This is a genomic window from Streptomyces sp. NBC_01471 (assembly GCF_041438865.1).
Lineage (GTDB): Bacteria > Actinomycetota > Actinomycetes > Streptomycetales > Streptomycetaceae > Streptomyces.
Map to the genome: position 1 here is coordinate 5,059,804 of NZ_CP109450.1, position 20,071 is coordinate 5,079,874.

Genomic DNA, 20,071 nt, shown 5'->3' on the forward strand with positions numbered 1-20,071 from the left:
CGCCCCGTGCACCTCTGAGAACCGACGGAGACCGTGACTACTACCGCCTCCCACCACCTCTCACCCGCCTTTCCCGGCCGCGCCCCCTGGGGCACCGCCAGCAAGCTGCGCGCCTGGCAGGAAGGCGCCCTGGAGCGCTACCTCCATGAGCAGCCCCGTGACTTCCTCGCGGTCGCGACCCCCGGCGCAGGGAAGACCACCTTCGCGCTGACCCTCGCGTCGTGGCTGCTGCACCACCACGTCGTCCAGCAGATCACCGTCGTCGCGCCGACCGAGCACCTGAAGAAGCAGTGGGCGGAGGCCGCCGCCCGGATAGGGATCAAGCTCGACCCGGACTACAGCGCGGGGCCCCTGAGCAAGGAGTACGACGGCGTCGCGGTCACCTACGCCGGTGTCGGCGTGCGCCCGATGCTGCACCGCAACCGCTGCGAGCAGCGCAAGACGCTCGTGATCCTCGACGAGATCCACCACGCGGGCGACAGCAAGTCCTGGGGTGAGGCCTGCCAGGAGGCGTTCGACCCGGCGACCCGGCGGCTCGCGCTGACCGGTACGCCGTTCCGCTCGGACACCAACCCGATCCCCTTCGTCGCGTACGAGGAGGGCAACGACGGCATCCGGCGCTCCTCCGCCGACTACACGTACGGCTACGGCAACGCGCTCGCCGACGGCGTCGTCCGTCCCGTGATCTTCCTCAGCTACAGCGGCAACATGCGCTGGCGCACCAAGGCGGGCGACGAGATCGCCGCCCGGCTCGGCGAACCGATGACCAAGGACGCCATCGGCCAGGCCTGGCGCACCGCGCTCGCGCCGACCGGTGAGTGGATCCCGAACGTGCTGCGCGCCGCCGACCAGCGGCTCACCGAGGTCCGTAAGGGCATCCCGGACGCCGGCGGTCTCGTCATCGCCTCCGACCAGGACACCGCCCGCGAGTACGCGAAGATCCTCCGGAAGATCACCGGCGACCGGCCCGCCGTCGTGCTCTCCGACGAGAAGGCCGCATCGAAGAAGATCGACCAGTTCGCCGCCGACGAGTCACGGTGGATGGTCGCGGTCCGCATGGTGTCGGAGGGCGTCGACGTACCGCGCCTCGCCGTCGGCGTGTACGCCACCACCATCTCGACACCGCTCTTCTTCGCCCAGGCCGTGGGCCGCTTCGTACGCTCCCGCAGGCGCGGCGAGACCGCGTCCGTCTTCGTGCCGACGATCCCCATGCTCCTCGACTTCGCGAACGAGATGGAGGTCGAACGCGACCACGTACTCGACAAGCCCAAGAAGGGCAGCGACGAGGAGAACCCGTACGCGGAGGAGGACAAGCTCCTCGCCGACGCGGAGAAGCTGGAGGACGAGGAGACCGAGGAGCAGCTGCCCTTCGAGGCCCTCGAATCCGACGCGGTCTTCGACCGGGTGCTCTACGACGGCGCCGAGTTCGGGATGCAGGCCCACCCGGGCAGCGAGGAGGAGCAGGACTACCTCGGCATCCCCGGCCTGCTGGAGCCGGACCAGGTGCAGCTGCTGCTCCAGAAGCGCCAGACGCGGCAGATCGCGCACAGCCGCCAGAAGCCGGCCGAGGAGGCCGACCTGCTGGAGAAGGCCGCCGAGGCGCGCCCGGTCGTCACGCACAAGCAGCTGCTCGAACTGCGCAAGCAGCTCAACACGATGGTCTCGGCCTACACCCACCAGAGCGGCAAGCCGCACGGCGTGATCCACACGGAGCTGCGCCGCACCTGCGGGGGCCCGCCGAGCGCGGAGGCGACCGCCGGCCAGCTGAAGGAGCGGATCGCGAAGGTCCAGGAGTGGGCCACCCGGATGCGGTGACACCCGGTCGGAGCGGGTGTGCGGTGTGCGGTACGCGGTGGGACGGCACCCCGACGGGTGCCGTCCCGCGCGGGTGTGCGGCGGGCGGCGACCTCACCACTCCTCGACGGTCACGACGCGGACGAGCCCGGGCGCCCGCCTCGGCCCTCAGCCCCTGCCGAAGTGCACCGCGGGGAAGGCGCCCGCTGCCCTGAGGGTTCTGGTGAAGCCGCCCGCCAGTTCGGTGAGGCGCGCGGTGGCTGCCGGGCCGAGGTGGTCGTACGGGGCGGCATCGAGGCGGTCGGTGAGTGCCTCGGTCTCCCCGCGCAGGGCAGCGCCCGCCTCGGTGAGGTCGCCTGCTTCGTCCAGCAGGCCGCGCTCACGCAACTGGTCCCGGGCTCCGCCCCATTGCTGCGCGGACCACCCGCGGGTCCGCATGAAGAGTGCCGATGTCGGCGCCTTGCCGGTGGCGTTGTGCAGGACCAGCGCCTCGATGCCGGACAGGCCGGCGACTGCCAGGGCGGCGAGGTGTCCGTCGCCCCGGTGCTCGCGCAGCAGCGTCGCCGCGTGCCACAGAGCCAGGTGCGGCTCCTCGGGTACGGGGAGGTCGGCGTTGGCGGCGTACAGCGGCCGTGCCTCTCGGCGGCAGGCTTCGGCGGCGTGCAGGGCCAGTTCGGCCGCCTCGGCCATATCGGTGGACGTGAGGGTCTCCTTCCCGAGCAGCCGTTGCAGCGTCCGGTCCGCGCCGCGCAGCCGTGCCGTGAGCACCGCCTCCGGAGTGGTGACGGTCCACGCGGCGGGTATGTACCGCTGTACGTGCTCGTGGTTGAAGTTGTAGAACGTCGCTGTGACGGTGCCCGCGCCGACGGCCCCGAGCGGGGCCGCGCGGCCCGCGAGGTAGATCATGGTCCCGCGCTCCAGCCCGAGCGCCGCGAGTTCGTCCTCCGGCTCCGGCGCGAAGTACATGGATGCGTGCAGGGGGCTGACGGCGTTGTGGCAGTGGCGGCCCGTGCTCGCTTCGAAGGCAGTCATGCTGTGGCTCCTGTGTCGGTGATCAGGTGTGGATGTACGGTCGGGCGGGCGAGGCGCATCAGGCTTCGCCCGTGGGTTCGTGGCCGGAGCAGTCGGTCAGTCCGGCCGCGGTCCGGGTGAGGTGCAGGGTCAGGACCTCGGCCGCGGTGTCGGCGTCGCGGGCGAGTACGGCTTCCTCCAGTCGGCGGTGTTCCAGGACGCCGTCCCGGTTGGGGTTGCGGTGTGCCGACCAGCGGCGGGCCAGCTCGCTCGCGGTCCACATCCGGTCGAAGGTCTCCAGCAGGACGGGGTTGCCGCAGCCCTCCAACAGGGTGCGGTGGAAGACCCGGTGGGCTTCGGCCCATGCGCTGCTGTAGTGCTCGCCTTCCTCGGGCACGTACGCGGGGGTGCGGGCCAGGCGGTGGTGGGCGGCTCGTACGCGGGCTTCCCAGTCGACGTCGCCCCGCTCGACGGACATGCGCAGCAGAACCGGTTCGATGGTCCGGCGGGCCTCCGCGATCTCCTGCCAGCGGCGGTCGGTGTAGGCCGGGACGGCGAAGCCGCGATTGGGCAGCCGGTCGGCGAGGCCCTCGCCGACCACCCGCACGAGCGCCTCGCGGACGACGGCCAGACTCACGTCCTGTTCCTTGGCGAGCTCCTGGGGTTTGAGGGCGTCACCGGGGGCGTAGTCCCCGCGCAGGATCGCGTCCCGCAGGTGTACGTAGACCTGCTCGGAGAGCATCTGCTTCCCCGGTGAGGTCGAGGTAGGGGGTGTCCGGATCATGGCACCACAATAGACGATCCAGAAGATAATCGATTATTGCCGTCGTGCGGGCCCGTGCCGACTCGGCACGGGCCCGCGGCGCAGACAGCGGAGGAGTGCCCGGGCCTCCCCCCCCGACGGGAGCGTCTGGCCGGCACGGCTCACCGTCCGCTGGTGGCCTGACGGCCCGGTCTCACTTCAGGTGCCGGGTGAAGAACTGGGCCGCGGCGGCCCCCGCGAACTGCGGGACGCCGGTGTGTCCGCCCATATGGGCGTGCAGGGATTTCTCCTTGGAGCCGAAGGCGTCGAACAGGTCAAGGGCCGCCTGCCGGTCGTTCCCCTCGTCGTCCCACTGCAGCAGGACATGCAGCGGAATGGTGACCTGGCGGGCCTCCTCGAACATGGAGCGAGGCACGAAACTCCCGGCGAAGAGTCCGGCGGCCGCGATGCGCGGCTCGACGACCGCAAGCCGGATTCCGATGGAGATCACTCCCCCCGAGTACCCGACCGGTCCGCCGATCCCGGGCAGGGAAAGAAGGGCGTCCAGCGCGGCCCGCCATTCCGGGACCGCCTTGTCGACCAGCGGGAGGATGAGGGCGTCGATGATCTCGTCGCTGACCGGTTCGCCGGCTCCCATCGCCCGGCGCAGGGCGGCGCGGGCCTGGTCGACGGCGGGCAGACGGGGCCGGTCGCCGCTTCCCGGGAGCTCGATGGTGGCCGTGGCGAAGCCCTCCGCCGCGGAGTGCCGGGCCCGCCCCGCCAGCCGGGGGTACATCGTGCGCAGTCCGAGTGGGGGGTGGCCGAGCAGGATCAGCGGCGCCGGTGCGGACGCGGTCGCGGATCCGGGCGTCCACAGGATGCCGGGGATCTCGTCGAGGGTGAAGGTGCGCTCGATGACACCGTCGTCGAGATGCTGTTCAGAGGTGAAGTGCACGGTCGTGCCTTTCGGGAGTGCTCAGAGTGGCGCTCCCGGACGACGACCTATCGCCCGACCGTGACCCCGGAGGAGAGCACCCATGTCGATACGTTCACGGGTACCACCTCCTCGTTCTCCAGCACGGTCTCCGGCAACGTAGCAGTGGTCGCGGTGGCCGGCCAAACGGGTTCTCGCACGGTTCCGCTCTCACCACGCGCCGCCGCGCCCGCTCACGCGCAGAGTTCAGCGGGGCCGGCCGTCCTTGCGGGCGAGCAGGTGAACCTCCTGGAACTGCCGCCGGTCGGTGGGCTGGGGCTCGCGAACCAGCCGGGCCACCTCGGTCAGCCCGGACTCGCGCAGCTTCGCGGCGAGGTGGTCCGGCGACCACCGGTAGGCCGGCGCGACCGTGTGGTCGAAGACCTGCGTCGGGTGGGACGCGTCATCGCTGGCCGAAAAGCCGATCAGAAGGTGACCGCCGGGTGCCAGCACACGGTGGAACTCCGTCAAGACGTAAGGGAGTTCTGGTGGGGGAGTGTGGATGACGGACCACCGTGAGAGTACGCCGCCCAGCGCGCCGTCAGCGATGTCCAGCGCTGCCATCGAGCCCACGTCGAACCGCAGGCCCGGATAGGCCTGGCGGGCCAACCCGATCATCGCGGGAGAGGCATCGACGCCACGCGCCGTCAGCCCCAACTCATGCACATGGGCGGTGATGTGGCCGGGTCCACACCCCAGGTCCGCGACCTGACCGTTCCCACTCGCACGGACGGACTCGGCGAAGGCGCCCAGGACGGCGCGGTCCAGGGGGCTGTCACGCAGCGTGTCGCGGAACAGCTGCGCATAGGCGGGGGCGGCAGCGTCGTAGGCCTCGCGGGTGGCGCTGAAGGTGTCGTGTTCGACCATGCCCGCGACAGTAGTCCGCAGACCCGGGCAGTGCGTCGTGAAGTCAACCCCGGTTCCCCGGTGTTGGCCTGAACGTGTCGAGCGCTTCGGCGTCGGTGGCGCGCGCGTGCAGGAAGTAGTCCGCCCACTCCGTGATGCCGGGGTAGGAGGATTCCCGGCAGACCCGGGAGACAGCGGCCGGGATGTCGAACGCCGTGGTGCGCAGTTCGGCTCCGGGCCCCAGCAGGGCCCAGTGGGCGCCGCTCCTGCCGTACGGCATGCCGACGCTCCCGGGGTTGATCACCAGCCGGCCGTGGGCCAGCCGGACGAACGGCATATGGGTGTGGCCGCAGACCACCGTACGGATGGCGGGGTCGACTCCGCCGAACACGTCCTTCCACCGGTCGAGGGGCGAGTCGACCAGGACGACCTCTTCGTCGTCCCGGGGAGTGGCATGGCAGAACAGCACGGACCCCAGGCCGTCCACCGGCAGGGGGAGCGAGCCCGGCAGCCTGCTGAGGAGGTCGAGGTGGTCGTCGCGCAACTGCCCGGCCGCCCAGGGGGCGATCGGGTCCGGAATCGAGTCGCGCTCGCCGCGGCGGTATTCGAGGAGTTCGCGGTCGGCGTTGCCGCTGATCCAGACGGCCCGGTCGCCGAGGCCGGCCAACAGGTCGATCACCTCGGCCGGTTGGGGGCCTGCGGCGATGTCGCCGGTCAGCACGATGCGGTCCGCGGCCCGCACGTCGGGCTCGGCGAGCACGGCCTCCAGGGCGGGCAGGACTCCGTGGATGTCGGACAGGACGGCTACGTTCTTCGGCATGGTCCTCACCCTGGCGCGGCCGGTGGCAGGGAGGTGGGGATGTTCGCCGGGCGCGTAGCGGCCCGGCGTGAAGGTAAAAGGTCGGCATAAAGAGAGCGACGGTAAGGGAAGGTGATTCGGTCACGGACTGCGGTCATTCCGTCACCAACGGGACAAACCTCGCGCCGACTGCCCGGATTCTGGACTTACCCTTCCGCTGAGCGGACCGGCTCGCTACTGTCCCGGCAACGCATACGCCCCGTGGCAGAGCCGCCTCGGAGCGCAGCCGGTGCCCTGGCCTGCCGGCGGCCGCTGCGCGCGCGTCGCCGACGGGAACCGGCGTCGTGACGTCCGTGGTGAGCCGCCGCGACTACCACGTAAGGAGTGGGCGTCGTGACCGCCGAGACTTCTCAGACGCTCGACAGGGGACTCCGCGTCCTCAAACTGCTTGCAGACACCGACCACGGGCTCACCGTCACCGAGTTGTCCAACAAACTCGGGGTCAACCGCACCGTGGTCTACCGACTGCTCGCCACATTGGAACAGCACACCCTGGTCCGCCGCGACCTGGGGGGCCGTGCCCGGGTCGGGCTCGGTGTGCTGCGCCTGGGCCGACAGGTGCACCCGCTCGTCAGGGAGGCGGCGCTGCCCGCGCTCCGCTCGCTCGCCGAGGACATCGGCGCGACGGCCCACCTCACCCTGGTCGACGGTTCGGACGCGCTCGCCGTCGCGGTGGTCGAACCGACGTGGACGGACTACCACGTGGCGTACCGGGCGGGCTTCCGCCACCCGCTGGACCGGGGCGCCGCCGGGCGCGCGATCCTCGCCTCCCGGCAGGGGCTGCCCGACGGGCCCGGCTACACGCTCACCCACGGCGAACTGGAGGCGGGCGCGAGTGGCGCCGCCGCGCCGCTGGTCGGGGTGACCGGCGTGGAGGGGAGCGTGGGGGTGGTGATGCTCGCCGACTCCATACCGGAGCGGGTGGGGCCGCGTGTGGTCGAGGCGGCACGGGAGGTCGCGGAGGCACTGCGGTGAGCGGAGGCGCCGCCGGGTTGAGGTGTGCGCACGTGCGCCCGCCGCCCCGGAACCCCGTGCCCGCCTGCCGGGCAGGCCTGATTTGCCCCGCCCGATAGATTGGCACCGTGCTCCTCCGCAATCCGCGCTCCCGTGTCCTCGCCGTCTGTGCCGTCCTGGTGCTCGCCCTCCTCGGTACGGCGGCCTTCGCGCCGCTGCCGTTCTCGGTGGCGCAGCCGGGGCTCACCGCCAACGTGCTCGGTGACGACAAGGGGCAGCCCGTGATCAGCATCACCGGCGCACCCGTGCGGAAGACGTCCGGGCAGCTGCGGATGGTGACCATCGAGGCGACCGGGCCGTCCACCGACGTGGATCTGGGGCAGGTGGTCGACGGCTGGTTCCGTACCGACCGGGCGGTCATGCCGCGCGACGCCGTCTATCCGGGCGGCGGCAGCGACTCCCAGATCGAGCAGCACAACCTCGACGAGATGAAGGGCTCGCAGGACGCCGCGACCGAGGCCGCCCTCTCCTACCTCGGTGACAGCTCGGACAAGATCAGAGTGGCCCTGCACCTCGCGGACGTCGGCGGCCCCAGTGCGGGACTGCTCTTCTCGCTCGGCATCATCGACAAGCTGGACGGCGACGGTGCGGGCGCCGACCTCACCGGCGGCCGGACCATCGCCGGTACGGGAACGATCGACGACTCCGGGAAGGTCGGCGCGGTCGGGGGAGTGGCGCTGAAGACGCAGTCCGCCGCCCGGGACGGGGCCACCGTCTTCCTCGTACCGAAGGCCGAGTGCTCGGACGCCAGGTCCGGGCTGCCGCACGGGCTGCGGCTGATCCCGGTCACCACGCTCAAGGGCGCGGTGTCGGTCCTGCGGACGCTGAAGAAGGGCGGTCCGGTCCCCGGCTGCTGACCGGCGCAGGGCCCGATTCCGGCCCGGTTCCGTTCCGCCGCTCCCGGCCGCCCCGCCCCGCTCACCCGTTCCTGATGAAGCCCTCCCTGATCAGCCACGCCTTCGCCACCTCGTGCGGGTCCTGCCCGTCCACGTCCACCTTCGCGTTCAGCTGCTGAGCGATCCGCGTCGTCAGCCTCTTCGTGATCGGGTTCAGTACGTCCGCGATGGCCGGGTGCTTCTTCATCGCCTTGGTGTACATCTCGGGCGCCGCGTTGTAGTTGGGGAAGAACTTCCTGTTGTCCGTGAGGACCGTGAGCCCCAGATGGGGGATGCGGCCGTCCGTCGTGAACACCTCGCCCAGCGTGCAGGTGCTGCCGCCGGAGACCTGGGTGTAGACGACGCCGCTGTCCATCTTCCTGATGTGCGACGGCGGGATCGAGAAGCCGTACGCCTTCTCCACTCCGGGCAGCCCGTCGTTGCGTACCGCGAACTCGGCCTCGACGCAGACCGTCGCCGCCGACGGGTTCTCCTTCGCCAGCCGTGCCACGTCGGACAGGTCCTTGAGGTGGTACTTCGCCGCGTTCTTCTTGTTCGCCGCCAGCGCGTACGTGTTGTTGAGCCGTGCGGGCGGCAGCCAGGTGATGCCGTTCGCCAGGTCCGCGTCGTGCACCGCCTGCCACTGCTTCCGCGGGTCGGGGATGGGTTTCGTATGCCCGAGATAGGTGATCCAGGCCGTGCCCGTGTACTCGTACATCCCGTCCGCCGAACCGGACTTGACCGCCTCGCGCGCGCCGATCGACCCCTGGACGTCCGTCCGGTCCAGGACCGACGCACCGGCCGCCTTGAAGGCAAGACCCATCATCTGGCCCAGGATGATCTGCTCGGTGAACTGCTTCGACGTGACCGTGAGGCTCGCCCCCTTCAGCGGCAGCCCGCGGCCGATGGACCCCGGCTTCACGTCGTCGACCATCGGGCTGCCACTGGTGAGCCCGCACCCCGACAGCGCGGCCGACCCCACCAGGACCCCGGCCCCGACCGCCGCGAGTGTCGTACGTACCCGCATCACGTCTCCAGTCCGCGCGGCCGCAACAGCACTTCGGCGATCGAGGCGAGCCAGTCCACCAGCAGCGCCAGCGCCACGGTCAGGACGGAGCCCAGGATCAGTACCGGCATCCGCTGGTTGGTGATCCCGGCGTTGATCAGGTCCCCGAGGCCGCCGCCACCGCCGAACGTGGCCAGCGTGGCCGTGCCCACGTTGAGCACGAGCGCCGTCCGCACCCCCGCCAGGATCAGCGGTACGGCCAGCGGCAGTTCCACCCGCAGCAGCACGCCGGGCGCCGACATGCCGATGCCCCGTGCCGCGTCGATCAGGCCCGGGTCGGTGGCGCGCAGGCCCGCGATGGTGTTGCTGAGGACCGGCAGCACGGCGTAGACGGTGATGCCGATCAGGGCCGGTTCCCGGCCGGTGCCGAGCCAGATCACCAGCAGGGCGAGCAGGCCGATCGCAGGGGTCGCCTGTCCGATGTTGGCCAGCGCCACGACGTACGGCGAGGCCCTGCGCAGCGCGCTGCGGGTCAGCGCGATCCCCAGCGGGATCGCGATGACCAGTACGAAGAAGGTGGAGATCGCGGTGAGCTGGATGTGCTGCCACAGGGCGGTCTGCGTCGCGTCGTGGGCCAGTGAGTTCCGGGAGATCGAGTCCAGATGGGCGTGGGTGATCCAGATCAGGGTCGCGCCGACCACGACGGCCAGCAGCACCGGCATGAAGAGCAGCTTGAGCCAGGTCAGCCGGCGCACCGGCCGTCCGGGCGGCCGGCGCGCGGCGGTCAGCCCCCGCCCCGTCTCCTCGGCCCCGGCCTCGTCCTGGTCGTCCTGCTCGGCCTGCTCGTCGCGGAACGCCAGCCCGCGGACCTCGTGCTCGCCGTCGGGCCGCTGCGGCGGGCGCCGCCGGCCGGAGCTCACGACGGGTCTTCCCGTACGCCGGACCCACCGCCGGACCCACCCTCCTGGAGCGCGTGGGTCTGCCGCGCCCGCAGATCCGCCAGGTCCTGCTGGTGCTCCAGTGCGGCGAGCCGGTCGGCCTCCAGCATCTCGTGCACCGAGTTCATCAGCGTCTCCATGGTGACCACACCGATGAACTCGCCCCTGCGGCCGGTCACCGGGGCCCGACCGCCGCTGTCGGTCAGCACGGCCTCCAGCGCGTCGCGCAGCGTCGCGTCCCGGGTCACGTGGTCGTGCACGAGCGTCCCGGCCCGTGCCAGGGAGCCGCGGGCCCGCATCAGATCGCCGCGCCGCAGCCACTTGTACGGACGGTGGTGCCTGTCGAGCAGCAGCACCTCGTTCGTACTGCCGGTGCGCAGCAGGGTGAAGATGGACTCCAGCGGGTCGTCGATCGTCGCCGTCGGGAAGTCGGCGATCTCCACCTCGCGTACGCGGGTCAGGTTCAGTCGCTTGAGCGCGGCGCCCGCTCCCACGAAACCGGAGACGAAGTCGTCGGACGGGTTGGTGAGGATCGCCTCGGGGGTGTCGAACTGGGCGATGTGCGACTGCTCGCGCAGCACCGCGATCCGGTCGCCGAGCTTGATCGCCTCGTCGAAGTCATGGGTGACGAAGACGATCGTCTTGTGCAGCTCCTGCTGGAGCCTGATCAGCTCGTCCTGGAGATGGTCCCGGGTGATGGGGTCGACCGCGCCGAACGGCTCGTCCATCAGCAGGACCGGCGGGTCGGCTGCCAACGCCCTCGCCACGCCGACCCGTTGCTGCTGGCCGCCGGAGAGCTGGCGCGGATAGCGGCCGTGGTACTCGCGCGGGTCGAGCCCGACGAGATCGAGCATCTCCTCGACCCGGTCCTTCACCCGCTGCTTGGACCAGCCGATCATCTTCGGTACGAGGGCGATGTTGTCGGCGACCGTCATGTGCGGGAACAGGCCGGACGACTGGATCGCGTAACCGACCTTGCGGCGCAGCTTCACCGGGTCGATGCCGGTGACGTCCTCGCCACCGATCCTGATCACCCCGGACGAGGGTTCGATCAGCCGGTTGATCATCCGCAGGGTCGTGGACTTCCCGCACCCCGAAGGACCCACCAGGATCACGATCTCCCCGGCCGCGATGTCCATGCTGACGCCGTCCACGGCGGGCAGCGGGGTCCCCGGGTAGTGCTTGGTGAGGTTCTCCAGCTGGATGGTGGCGCCGGTGACGGCGTTCCGCGGGTCCGTTGCCGCGGGCTGCCGCTCCGTCCGCTCCGGCCCGGGCACCGAACCCTCGTACGGTGTGTGATCAGGCACGGATACCCCTGGAAATGGTCAGGCGTCCGATCAGGACGTACGCGGCGTCGAACAGCAGCGCCAGGATGATGATCCCGAGTGTCCCGGACAGCACCTCGTTGAGCGCGTTGGCGCTGCCGAGGCTGGAGATCCCGCGGAAGATCTGGTTACCGAGGCCGGGACCCGAGGCGAAGGCGGCGATGGCGGCGATCCCCATCAGCATCTGGGTGGCGACCCGGATGCCGGTGAGGATGGGCGGCCAGGCCAGCGGCAGCTCCACCCGCAGCAGCCGGCTGATCCGGGACATCCCGATACCGGTGGCCGCGTCCACCAGGTCCTCGTCCACCCCGCGCAGCCCGACGATGGTGTTGCGGACGATCGGCAGCAGTCCGTACAGCACCAGGGCGATCATCGTCGGTGCGACACCGAGACCCACGATCGGGATCAGCAGACCGATCATGGCCAGCGAGGGGACGGTCAGGATCGACGAGGTCGTCGTGATGGCGACGTTGCCCGCCCACTCCCTGCGGTACGAGAGGACCCCGATCAGCACCCCGAGCGCGGTCGCGATGACCATCGCCTGGAACACCGCGCTCGCGTGCTGGCCCGCGTCCGCCAGCAGCTGCTGGTAGCGGTTGCCGAGGTACTCCCAGAAATTCACCCCTCGGGGCCCCTTCCTCGGCTCGCCTGCTCCACCAGCGGGATGATCCGCAGAGGAACAGGGTTTTCCATGACGATCGCCGTGGAGGCGCGCACGATGCCATCGAAACCCACCACCAGATCGATCACCCGTTGAAGATCCGCGTTCGACCGGGCCACCAGACGGCAGAGCATGTCGCCGTGGCCGGTCGTTGTGTGCAGTTCCAGCACCTCGGGCACCCCGGTCAAGTGCGCCCGTACATCGGCGCCTTGCCCCTGTTTGATCTCCAGGGTCGCGAAGGCGGTCACCGGGTAGCCGAGGGCGGCCGGGTCGACGTCGGGGCCGAATCCCCGGATTACTCCATGCGACTGGAGCCGGTCGAGCCGCGCCTGTACGGTGCCGCGCGCCACGCCGAGCCGCCGTGACGCCTCCAGCACCCCGATCCGGGGCTCACGGGCCAGCAGCACGATCAGCCGGCCGTCCAGTGCGTCGATGCCCACGCTTCGCTCCCGCCGCTCACGGATGCCACTGTTCTGTGGTCACCCTGTACAGATAGACCGCCCATCCTGGCCTCCCAGTACACACATTGCCCAGCAGAATCCCGAACTATTGCGCACCTTGCGATACGGCGGGACGCTTCTGCCATGACTGAGACCACCCAGCACACCCCGGACACCGCGCGTGAGGCCGACCCCTTCCCGGTGAAGGGAATGGACGCGGTCGTCTTCGCCGTCGGCAACGCCAAGCAGGCCGCGCACTACTACGCGACCGCCTTCGGCATGAAGCTCGTCGCCTACTCCGGACCGGAGAACGGCAGCCGGGAGACCGCCAGTTACGTCCTGACGAACGGGTCGGCCCGCTTCGTGTTCACCTCCGTCATCAAGCCCGCGACAGACCACGGCCGCTTCCTCGCCGGCCATGTCGCCGAGCACGGCGACGGCGTCGTGGACCTCGCCATCGAGGTGCCGGACGCCCGCGCCGCGTACGCCTACGCGACCGCGCACGGCGCCACCGGGCTCCAGGAGCCGTACGAGGTCAAGGACGACCACGGCACGGTGGTCCTGGCGGCCATCGCCACCTACGGCACCACCCGCCACACCCTGGTGGAACGCACCGGCTACGACGGCCCGTACCTGCCCGGGTACGCCGCTGCCGACCCGATCGTCGAGCCGCCCGCCCGGCGCACGTTCCAGGCCATCGACCACTGCGTCGGCAACGTCGAACTCGGCAAGATGAACGAGTGGGTCGCCTTCTACAACAAGGTCATGGGCTTCACCAACATGAAGGAGTTCGTGGGCGACGACATCGCCACCGAGTACTCCGCCCTGATGTCGAAGGTCGTCGCCGACGGCACGCTGAAGGTGAAGTTCCCGATCAACGAGCCGGCGATCGCGAAGAAGAAGTCGCAGATCGACGAGTACCTGGAGTTCTACGGCGGCGCGGGCGTCCAGCACATCGCGCTCGCGACGAACGACATCGTCGGCTCGGTCCGCGCCATGCGGGCGGCGGGCGTCCAGTTCCTGGACACGCCCGACTCGTACTACGACACGCTGGGGGAGTGGGCGGGCGAGACCCGCGTCCCCGTCGAGACCCTCCGTGAGGAGAAGATCCTCGTCGACCGGGACGAGGACGGTTACCTGCTGCAGATCTTCACGAAGCCGGTCCAGGACCGGCCGACGGTCTTCTTCGAGATGATCGAGCGGCACGGATCGATGGGATTCGGCAAGGGGAACTTCAAGGCTCTGTTCGAGGCGATCGAGCGGGAGCAGGAGCGACGCGGAAACCTGTGAGCGGCTGAGCGGGAGCAGCAGCCACGTGGTGGGCGGGGGCCGGAATCCCATTCCGGCCCCCGCCCACCTGCCACATCAGCGTTCGTCCTCGTCCTCGTCCTCGTCGTCGTCTTCGTCTTCGTATGCGTCCTCTTCGTCGTCTCCTTCTTCTTCCTCCTCCCCGTCTTCCTCCTCCCCGTCCTCGTAGTCCTCGTCCCCCTCCTCCTCGTCTTCTCCCTCTTCCTCGTCGCCCTGGTCCTCGTCGTCCTCCAGGCCCTCTTCGTGGCTGCGGACGACTTCACCGTCGCGGATCTCGCCGCGCCAGCCTTCGACCTCGTCGTCGTCCCCGGTCAGGGTGACGTAACGCTGGAAGTGTTTGAGGTCCAGGCGCAGCCGGCGCCCTTGTGCCCGCCAGATGTTGCCCGTCTTCTCGAAGAAGCCCGCGGGCGTGTACTCGACGACAGCGACGACACGGGTCAGGCTCGGGGCCAATTCGTGGAAGGTGATGGCGCCGCGGGTCGTGCCCTTGCCGCCCTCGGATGTCCAGACGATCCGGTCGTCGGGTACCTGCTCCTGTACCGAGGCCTTCCAGCTGCGATTGGAAAAGGCGACTTTGAGCTTCCAGTCGCTCTCGATCTCATCCGACTGCTTCACACCGGTGACGCCCTTGGTGAACGAGCTGAACTCCTCGATCTCGGTCCACCGGTCATACACCGTACGCAGTGGTTTTCCGACGTCGATAGCCTCGATGATATTGATGACCTTGGGGCTCCCGGCCTTACCGCTGCCGCTGCCGCCGCCGAAGGCGCTCTTGACGGAGTCCACCGCCTTGTCCTTCATATCGCCGGCCTTCTCGCCCACAAAGGCCTTGACGGGATTCTCACCGCCCATGACCCGTTTCCCGATGTCGAGGAGGCCCCCGCCGCCGCCATCGGAATCTCCCAGTCCTTCTGCCAGATCCGAGATCTTCCCCGTGGCCGAATCCACCAACCGCTGTCCCTGTGCCCCGAGATAGGCGGAAAGCTCGTCCTTGACCTTGTCGAGGGCGGACAGGCCGTCGTCCGCTGGTTTGGCCTCCTGCTTCGCCATGAGAGCTACCTCCTACGGCTGTTACGGCTCGGAGTCTTCTTGGCGGCAGCCTTCTTCGGCGGAGTCTTCTTGGCCGCTGTCTTCTTCGCTGCCGCCTTCTTGGCAGGCTTCTTCCCGGCAGGCGTGGACGCGGTCTTCTTGGCCGGTGTCTTCTTGGCGGGCGCCTTCTTGGCAGCAGGCTTCTTCGCCGCCGGCCGCTTCGCGGGACGACGACGTGGCGGCTCCTCCTCTTCCTCCTCGTCTTCGTCCTCTTCTTCCTCCGGCTCTTCGGGTTCTTCGTCCTCCTCCTCGTCGGAGGCCTCCCCGTCCTCAGGCTCGTCCTCGTCCTCTTCTGCCGCGTACTCCTCCTCTTCGTCCTCATCCTCTTCACCCGGCGGCTCCAGCAGGGCGCTGGTCCGCTGCTGGAGCGCGTCGGCGACGGATTCGAGGCGGCGGTTCGCCTGCGCCGACAGGGCGGTACGCCCGGCCGTCAGCACCTCACCCCGTACCTGCTCGATCAGGGGAGCGACCTGAGGGTTCTCCGCCAGCTTCCGGGCGCCCATGGTGATCATGTCCCGCGGATTGAGCGGCAGTTGCTGGCCGGCTACCAGGGAAGCGAGCCCGATGGCGAGCTTTCCCTTCTTCGTCCGGCCGAGGACATATCCAGCCGCCACGGCAGCGGCGAGTGACACCTTCGTGCTGTTCTCCATGCTTGCTCCTCAATCAGAGCTGGATCACCGCTTGTCCGGGCCCCGGCCCCGGGGCGCGCACCATGGCGAGGACGCGGAGCGAGGTCTGAGAGGGGCGCGCTCACGCGACAGGTCCCTCTCGTCGCCGCGGCTGCGCACCCTCGTCGGGCTGCCCGGAGACGAGCGAGCTTCCGCCTTACCGGACCCGCCCGCTCGGTCCGCTGTCCTCGTCGTCGTCGCTGTCGTCGTCCGGCCCGGCCAGGTGGACGTCGGACACCTTGATGTTGATCTCGACGACTTCCAGACCCGTCATCGTCTCCACCGCGTCCGTCACACGCGTACGGATCTCCTTCGCGGCGTCCGCGATGGGCTCGCCGTACTCCACGATCACGTCCACGTCGATCGCGGCCTGTGTCTCTCCGACCTCGACCTTGATTCCCCTGCTGGGTGCGGGTGTCTTCGAGACCCTGTCGCGGACGGATCCGATGGCCCGGGAGGCGCTGCCCCCCACCGCGTACACACCGTCGGTCTCGCGGACCGCGATGCCCGCGATGGTCGCGACGACCGTGTCGGCGATGGTGGTCGTGCCCCGGGTGCTGCCGCTGTCGCCGCTGCCGCCCAGAGTGGTCGAGTGGGTGCTGCCGGTGCTGTCGTTACTGGCCATGGGAGATCCTCCAGTGAGAAGAAGGCCGGCGTCTGTGAGGGCGACGGGATGCGTCCAGTCGGCGCTGACCCACATCGAGGTACGCACCTCTCCTTCCAATGTCCTCCGGCCTTCGCCAGGCCGCCATTCGTGTAGATCCTGATTGGCCGCGCCGCAGCCTGGTAAAGGGCGCGGCACCGCCGCAATCCTTTCGGCCCACCCCGCATGCGGGGTGTCCGGGCGGTCCACAGAATGACGGACATGGCAGAACAGCGCGCCCGGAAATCCGGGACCTCCCGATCCGAATCCACCACCGCGGACAGAAAGCGGGTGAAGGGTGCGGAGGAGGCGGCCGAGCGCGCATGCCTGAGCCTGAAGAGGCTGATCAGTCACAGAACTGAAGGCGTCTCCGCTGTTTCGCGGACCGACGGCGGCTGGCACGTCGACGTGGATGTACTCGAACTCCCCCGCATTCCCGATACGACCAGCCTGCTGGCCACGTACGAAGTGGACCTCGATGAGCAGGGGGCACTGCTGGAATACCGCAGAGTCCGGCGTTACCGCCGCGGTCAGGCAGACGACTGATCCCCGACGCTCCGGCGACCCCCAACGTTCCGACGCCTGATCCCCGACGCCCGAGACCGGGCCAATCCGGAAAGACGGTCCTCCCTTGAGCACATACAGCGAGGAGGTTGTCCGCGTTCCCCGCGCCGGCAGCCTCTACGACGTCCTGGAACTCATTCTCGACCGCGGCATGGTCATCGACATCTTCATACGGGTGTCCCTGGTCGGCATCGAAATCCTCAAGATCGATGCACGCATCGTCGTAGCCAGCGTCGACACCTATCTGCGGTTCGCCGAAGCGTGCAACCGGCTCGATCTGGAAAACGATTCGACGAGCAGGACAGTGCCGGAGCTCTTCGGCGGCGGTATGGCCAAGAGCGCCGGCAAAGCAGGCGCCAAGAAGGCCGCGCATTCCGTGGGCGACAAGGTGAAGAAGGCCGTCGGAGTCGGTGGCGACGACGACGATGACGATGACGACGAGGCGCAGGAAGAGACACGACCGCGCCGGCACAAGCCGGCCCGTTCGCGGAGCACCGGTGGCGAACGCACGCGCCGCCGCAAGGAGGAGAGCTGACCGATGGCTGCGACAGGCATGTACGTGTACGGCATCGTGGGCGGCTCGCACCCGCTTCCCCCCGGTGCCCGGGGCGTCGGCGAGCCACCCGCCGCGGTCCGCCTCCTGCCGGCCGGTGACCTGGCCGTCGTGGTCAGCGAGGCGCCCCCGGGGCTCAGGGCGCGACGCCGCGACCTCATGGCACATCAGGGTCTGCTGATGGAACTGGCCGAGGCGGGGCCCGTGCTGCCGATGCGTTTCGGGATGGTCGCGCCGGACGAGTCCACGGTGCTGTCCGACGTCGCGGCGCGACACAGCCGGCACGCCGCGACCCTGGAACGGCTCGACGCACGCGTCGAGATGAACGTGAAGGTCATGCCGGTGCAGGACAACCTGGCCGCGCTGATCCGTGAGGACCCCGTGGTCCGGAGGATCCGCGAGGAGACCCGCCGCCGGCCCGGTTACGAGGCCAACATCCGGCTGGGCGAGGCCGTATCGGCCGGACTCCGGCGCAGGGCCGCGGCAGCCGCCGCACTGCTGCCGGACCAGTGTGCGGAGATCGCCGACGAGATGCGCCCGGGGCCGGAAGTCGAAGGCTGCGTCCTGAACGCCTCCTTCCTCGTCCCGCGGCGCCACGAAGCGGACTTCCGCGCCGTCGTGGAGCGCTGTGCCGCGGCCCACCCGGACCGTCTGGAACTCCGGCTCACCGGCCCGCTGCCCTGCTACAGCTTCGTAGGACCGGAACACGCCCCGGCCAGGGTCTGACATGGGGCTGATCTCCGGCGTACTGCTCCTCCCGCTGGCACCGGTACGCGGCGTGATCTGGGTCTCCGACCGGCTCGTCGACGCGGCGGAGCAGGAACTGCACGACCCCGGTGTGATCCGCGCCCGGCTCGCCGAACTGAACCGCTCCCTGGACGACGGCGAAATCGACCTGCCGCAGTTCGAACGGGAGGAGGAGCGGCTGCTGGACCTCCTCGACAGGAAACCGCCGCCGCCTCCCCACCGCGTCCACGCCACTCCAGGGGGCCCGCAACCCACCGACACCGACCAGCCGGCGCGGATCGCACCGAGAACCGGGGGCACCCAGTGACGGAAGTGGACAGCTGGGGCTCGCCTGCCCCCTCGCACGCACCCAGCACGGCCAACCTGGCCGAAATCCTGGAACGTGTCCTGGACAAGGGCATCGTCATCGCCGGCGACATCAAGATCGATCTGCTCGACATCGAGCTGCTGACCATCCGGCTGCGGCTCTTCATCTCGTCCGTCGAGACGGCGAAGAAGGCCGGTATCGACTGGTGGGAGACCGACCCGGCCCTCTCCTCCCGCGCCGCGCACAACGCCCTGTCCGAGGAGAACCAGCAGCTGCGCGAACGCCTCCGGGACCTGGAGGGCGACGACGCCGGGGAGTCCGGGAGGCCGCGGGAGGTGCGCCGCCGATGACCATGCCCCCGCACTGCCCGCCCGGGCCGCCCGGCACCGCGGGCGCCCCCGCCACCTACGTCTTCGCCGTCTGCGGGCCGGACCGTCCCGCGCATCCGGGGTCCGCCGCCGGACACCCGGGGGGCGGGCCCCTGCGCTTCCTGGCCGTCGGCGCACTGCGGGCCGTGGTCCAGGACGTACCGGCGGACGCCTTCTCCGAGAGCGCCCTGCGGGAACGGCTCACCGACCCCGCCGAGCTCGAACGCTGTGCGCGGGCCCACCACGACGTCGTCACCGCCGCCGCGGCCGGCGGCCCGGTGGTCCCGCTCCCGCTGGCCACGCTCTATCTCGGCGACGAGCGCGCCGCCGCCGCCCTCGCGGAGAACCAGGAACGGTTCCGTACGGTGCTCGACCGCACCGCGGGGCGGGCCGAGTGGGCCGTCAAGGTCTACCTGGCGCAGCCCGCGGCCGTGACCGCGCCCCCGGCCGCACCCGCCGGAACACCCCCGCCGGGAACGGACCCCGGACCCGGGCGCGAAACGGGCCGCGCCTACCTGAACCGCCTGCGGGGCCTGCGGCAGCAGCGGGAAGCACGCCAGGACAGCGCGCTGGCCGCGGCCGAGCAGGTCGACAGCGCCGTACGCCAGCTGGCGGCCGGCTCGGTCCGGCGCCGCCCGCACGGCCCCGAGGCCACGGGCCAGGGCCGCACGCAGGTCATGAACGCGGCCTATCTGATCGCCGAGGAGAGCAGCGGTCACCTGGCGAGCACGATCGGGCAGCTCCGCTCCACCCCGGGTTTCGACGGCATCGAGATCGAGGTCTCGGGGCCGTGGGCCCCCTATTCGTTCACGGACGGAGGCGTTCATGCAGGGCAGCAGTAAACCCGTCCCGTGGCAGGGCCCGGAGGCCACGGCCCCCATCGGGGTCCCGCTCGTCGATCTCCTCGACAGGGTGCTCGGCACCGGCGTCGTCATCAGCGGAGACCTGGTGATCGCCATCGCCGACGTCCCGCTGGTCCGGCTCTCGCTGCACGCCCTCCTGGCATCCGTCAGCGAACGGGTCCCCGCGCCGTGGGCCGACAGCGGGCCGCTGTGAGCGGCGCCCGGGTCGACATCGACCCCGAGAGCGCGGGCCGCGATCTGGCGTCGCTCGTCCTGACCGTCGTCGAACTGCTCAGACAGCTGATCGAGCGCCAGGCGATCCGCCGGTTCGACAGCGGCGCCCTGACCGAGGAGCAGGAAGAACGTGTGGGGACCACACTGATGCTCCTCGACGAGCGGATGACGGAACTCTGCGAACACCACGGGCTGCGCCGCGAAGACCTCAATCTGGACCTCGGCCCGCTCGGCACCCTGCTCTCCCACGAGTCGCGCTGACCG

Annotated in this window: 25 protein-coding genes; 12 read left to right on the forward strand and 13 right to left on the reverse strand. The window is 70.1% G+C overall.

What is annotated here, in order from left to right; genetic code table 11:
- Positions 1 to 33 precede the first annotated feature (33 nt).
- Positions 34 to 1,815 (forward strand): DEAD/DEAH box helicase, encoded by a 1,782-nt coding sequence (locus OG285_RS22610; protein ID WP_356833174.1) that lies wholly within the window; start codon positions 34 to 36, stop codon positions 1,813 to 1,815.
- Positions 1,816 to 1,962: 147 nt separating this feature from the next.
- On the opposite strand, the gene OG285_RS22615 is transcribed toward OG285_RS22610, so the two are convergent.
- From OG285_RS22615 to OG285_RS22635, 5 genes are all read right to left on the reverse strand, one after another.
- Positions 1,963 to 2,826, reverse strand: a complete 864-nt coding sequence (locus tag OG285_RS22615; protein WP_356833176.1) for a hypothetical protein — start codon at positions 2,824 to 2,826, stop codon at positions 1,963 to 1,965.
- Positions 2,827 to 2,884: 58 nt separating this feature from the next.
- A complete protein-coding gene (locus OG285_RS22620) occupies positions 2,885 to 3,589 on the reverse strand; it encodes a GntR family transcriptional regulator (RefSeq protein ID WP_356833178.1) in 705 nt (234 codons plus the stop codon).
- 172 nt (positions 3,590 to 3,761) lie between these two features.
- Positions 3,762 to 4,502, reverse strand: a complete 741-nt coding sequence (locus tag OG285_RS22625; RefSeq protein WP_371792031.1) for a dienelactone hydrolase family protein — start codon at positions 4,500 to 4,502, stop codon at positions 3,762 to 3,764.
- A 225-nt stretch (positions 4,503 to 4,727) separates the two neighbouring features.
- Positions 4,728 to 5,387, reverse strand: coding sequence for a class I SAM-dependent methyltransferase (locus tag OG285_RS22630; protein WP_371792032.1), 660 nt, complete (start codon positions 5,385 to 5,387; stop codon positions 4,728 to 4,730).
- 43 nt (positions 5,388 to 5,430) lie between these two features.
- Positions 5,431 to 6,186, reverse strand: coding sequence for a metallophosphoesterase family protein (locus OG285_RS22635; protein WP_356833184.1), 756 nt, complete (start codon positions 6,184 to 6,186; stop codon positions 5,431 to 5,433).
- A gap of 372 nt (positions 6,187 to 6,558) precedes the next feature.
- Between OG285_RS22635 and OG285_RS22640 the strand changes: the two genes are divergently transcribed.
- Both OG285_RS22640 and OG285_RS22645 read left to right on the forward strand, forming a co-directional pair.
- Positions 6,559 to 7,200, forward strand: coding sequence for a helix-turn-helix domain-containing protein (locus tag OG285_RS22640; RefSeq protein WP_356833186.1), 642 nt, complete (start codon positions 6,559 to 6,561; stop codon positions 7,198 to 7,200).
- A gap of 107 nt (positions 7,201 to 7,307) precedes the next feature.
- Positions 7,308 to 8,096, forward strand: a complete 789-nt coding sequence (locus tag OG285_RS22645) for a S16 family serine protease (RefSeq protein WP_356833188.1) — start codon at positions 7,308 to 7,310, stop codon at positions 8,094 to 8,096.
- A 61-nt stretch (positions 8,097 to 8,157) separates the two neighbouring features.
- On the opposite strand, the gene OG285_RS22650 is transcribed toward OG285_RS22645, so the two are convergent.
- From OG285_RS22650 to OG285_RS22670, 5 genes are read right to left on the reverse strand one after another with little or no spacing between them, the layout of a single operon-like run.
- Complete coding sequence (locus OG285_RS22650) at positions 8,158 to 9,141, reverse strand: glycine betaine ABC transporter substrate-binding protein (protein ID WP_371792033.1); 984 nt, start codon at positions 9,139 to 9,141, stop codon at positions 8,158 to 8,160.
- Complete coding sequence (locus tag OG285_RS22655) at positions 9,141 to 10,040, reverse strand: ABC transporter permease (RefSeq protein WP_371792034.1); 900 nt, start codon at positions 10,038 to 10,040, stop codon at positions 9,141 to 9,143. The genes OG285_RS22650 and OG285_RS22655 overlap by 1 nt, the downstream gene beginning before the upstream one ends.
- A complete protein-coding gene (locus tag OG285_RS22660) occupies positions 10,037 to 11,335 on the reverse strand; it encodes an ABC transporter ATP-binding protein (RefSeq protein ID WP_371793587.1) in 1,299 nt (432 codons plus the stop codon). Before OG285_RS22660 ends, OG285_RS22655 begins: the two co-directional genes overlap by 4 nt.
- A 22-nt stretch (positions 11,336 to 11,357) precedes the next feature.
- Positions 11,358 to 12,005, reverse strand: a complete 648-nt coding sequence (locus tag OG285_RS22665; RefSeq protein WP_356833194.1) for an ABC transporter permease — start codon at positions 12,003 to 12,005, stop codon at positions 11,358 to 11,360.
- On the reverse strand, positions 12,002 to 12,484 hold the full coding sequence (locus OG285_RS22670) for an Lrp/AsnC family transcriptional regulator (protein WP_356833196.1): 483 nt from the start codon (positions 12,482 to 12,484) through the stop codon (positions 12,002 to 12,004). The genes OG285_RS22665 and OG285_RS22670 overlap by 4 nt, the downstream gene beginning before the upstream one ends.
- 144 nt (positions 12,485 to 12,628) lie before the next feature.
- On the opposite strand from OG285_RS22670, the gene hppD reads away from it, so the two are divergent.
- Positions 12,629 to 13,774 carry a 4-hydroxyphenylpyruvate dioxygenase gene (hppD, locus tag OG285_RS22675; RefSeq protein ID WP_356833198.1) on the forward strand — a complete coding sequence of 382 codons (1,146 nt, stop codon included), beginning with the start codon at positions 12,629 to 12,631 and terminating at the stop codon, positions 13,772 to 13,774.
- A gap of 75 nt (positions 13,775 to 13,849) precedes the next feature.
- Here hppD and OG285_RS22680 read toward each other — a convergent pair whose 3' ends face one another.
- The 3 genes from OG285_RS22680 to OG285_RS22690 form a co-directional block, all read right to left on the reverse strand.
- Positions 13,850 to 14,842 (reverse strand): SRPBCC family protein, encoded by a 993-nt coding sequence (locus OG285_RS22680; protein ID WP_371792035.1) that lies wholly within the window; start codon positions 14,840 to 14,842, stop codon positions 13,850 to 13,852.
- Between the two features lie 5 nt (positions 14,843 to 14,847).
- Positions 14,848 to 15,531, reverse strand: a complete 684-nt coding sequence (locus OG285_RS22685) for a hypothetical protein (protein WP_371792036.1) — start codon at positions 15,529 to 15,531, stop codon at positions 14,848 to 14,850.
- A gap of 175 nt (positions 15,532 to 15,706) precedes the next feature.
- The gene (locus OG285_RS22690) at positions 15,707 to 16,174 is read right to left on the reverse strand and encodes an Asp23/Gls24 family envelope stress response protein (RefSeq protein ID WP_356833204.1); all 468 of its coding nucleotides are present in this window, start codon (positions 16,172 to 16,174) and stop codon (positions 15,707 to 15,709) included.
- Positions 16,175 to 16,414: 240 nt separating this feature from the next.
- Between OG285_RS22690 and OG285_RS22695 the strand changes: the two genes are divergently transcribed.
- From OG285_RS22695 to OG285_RS22730, 8 genes are all read left to right on the forward strand, one after another.
- Positions 16,415 to 16,738, forward strand: a complete 324-nt coding sequence (locus OG285_RS22695; protein ID WP_356833206.1) for a gas vesicle protein — start codon at positions 16,415 to 16,417, stop codon at positions 16,736 to 16,738.
- 85 nt (positions 16,739 to 16,823) lie between these two features.
- On the forward strand, positions 16,824 to 17,291 hold the full coding sequence (gvpJ, locus tag OG285_RS22700; protein ID WP_371792037.1) for a gas vesicle protein GvpJ: 468 nt from the start codon (positions 16,824 to 16,826) through the stop codon (positions 17,289 to 17,291).
- Positions 17,292 to 17,294: 3 nt separating this feature from the next.
- The gene (locus OG285_RS22705) at positions 17,295 to 18,035 is read left to right on the forward strand and encodes a GvpL/GvpF family gas vesicle protein (protein WP_356833210.1); all 741 of its coding nucleotides are present in this window, start codon (positions 17,295 to 17,297) and stop codon (positions 18,033 to 18,035) included.
- A gap of 1 nt (position 18,036) precedes the next feature.
- On the forward strand, positions 18,037 to 18,363 hold the full coding sequence (locus OG285_RS22710; RefSeq protein WP_356833212.1) for a gas vesicle protein GvpG: 327 nt from the start codon (positions 18,037 to 18,039) through the stop codon (positions 18,361 to 18,363).
- Positions 18,360 to 18,713, forward strand: a complete 354-nt coding sequence (locus OG285_RS22715; RefSeq protein ID WP_356833214.1) for a gas vesicle protein — start codon at positions 18,360 to 18,362, stop codon at positions 18,711 to 18,713. The genes OG285_RS22710 and OG285_RS22715 overlap by 4 nt, the downstream gene beginning before the upstream one ends.
- The gene (locus OG285_RS22720; protein WP_371792038.1) at positions 18,710 to 19,573 is read left to right on the forward strand and encodes a GvpL/GvpF family gas vesicle protein; all 864 of its coding nucleotides are present in this window, start codon (positions 18,710 to 18,712) and stop codon (positions 19,571 to 19,573) included. Before OG285_RS22715 ends, OG285_RS22720 begins: the two co-directional genes overlap by 4 nt.
- Positions 19,557 to 19,787 (forward strand): gas vesicle protein, encoded by a 231-nt coding sequence (locus tag OG285_RS22725; protein WP_356833218.1) that lies wholly within the window; start codon positions 19,557 to 19,559, stop codon positions 19,785 to 19,787. The genes OG285_RS22720 and OG285_RS22725 overlap by 17 nt, the downstream gene beginning before the upstream one ends.
- Positions 19,784 to 20,068 carry a gas vesicle protein K gene (locus tag OG285_RS22730; protein WP_356833220.1) on the forward strand — a complete coding sequence of 95 codons (285 nt, stop codon included), beginning with the start codon at positions 19,784 to 19,786 and terminating at the stop codon, positions 20,066 to 20,068. The genes OG285_RS22725 and OG285_RS22730 overlap by 4 nt, the downstream gene beginning before the upstream one ends.
- Positions 20,069 to 20,071: the final 3 nt, after the last annotated feature.

Bases quoted from the DNA above. Each gene is read 5' to 3' on its own strand.
- OG285_RS22685 (WP_371792036.1), bottom strand. From the start codon at position 15,531: ATGGAGAACAGCACGAAGGTGTCACTCGCCGCTGCCGTGGCGGCTGGA.
- OG285_RS22690 (WP_356833204.1), bottom strand. From the start codon at position 16,174: ATGGCCAGTAACGACAGCACCGGCAGCACCCACTCGACCACTCTGGGC.
- OG285_RS22635 (WP_356833184.1), bottom strand. From the start codon at position 6,186: ATGCCGAAGAACGTAGCCGTCCTGTCCGACATCCACGGAGTCCTGCCC.
- OG285_RS22680 (WP_371792035.1), bottom strand. From the start codon at position 14,842: ATGGCGAAGCAGGAGGCCAAACCAGCGGACGACGGCCTGTCCGCCCTC.
- OG285_RS22695 (WP_356833206.1), top strand. From the start codon at position 16,415: ATGGCAGAACAGCGCGCCCGGAAATCCGGGACCTCCCGATCCGAATCC.
- OG285_RS22710 (WP_356833212.1), top strand. From the start codon at position 18,037: ATGGGGCTGATCTCCGGCGTACTGCTCCTCCCGCTGGCACCGGTACGC.
- OG285_RS22615 (WP_356833176.1), bottom strand. From the start codon at position 2,826: ATGACTGCCTTCGAAGCGAGCACGGGCCGCCACTGCCACAACGCCGTC.
- hppD (WP_356833198.1), top strand. From the start codon at position 12,629: ATGACTGAGACCACCCAGCACACCCCGGACACCGCGCGTGAGGCCGAC.
- OG285_RS22620 (WP_356833178.1), bottom strand. From the start codon at position 3,589: ATGATCCGGACACCCCCTACCTCGACCTCACCGGGGAAGCAGATGCTC.
- OG285_RS22725 (WP_356833218.1), top strand. From the start codon at position 19,557: ATGCAGGGCAGCAGTAAACCCGTCCCGTGGCAGGGCCCGGAGGCCACG.
- OG285_RS22650 (WP_371792033.1), bottom strand. From the start codon at position 9,141: ATGCGGGTACGTACGACACTCGCGGCGGTCGGGGCCGGGGTCCTGGTG.
- OG285_RS22720 (WP_371792038.1), top strand. From the start codon at position 18,710: ATGACCATGCCCCCGCACTGCCCGCCCGGGCCGCCCGGCACCGCGGGC.
- OG285_RS22705 (WP_356833210.1), top strand. From the start codon at position 17,295: ATGGCTGCGACAGGCATGTACGTGTACGGCATCGTGGGCGGCTCGCAC.
- OG285_RS22630 (WP_371792032.1), bottom strand. From the start codon at position 5,387: ATGGTCGAACACGACACCTTCAGCGCCACCCGCGAGGCCTACGACGCT.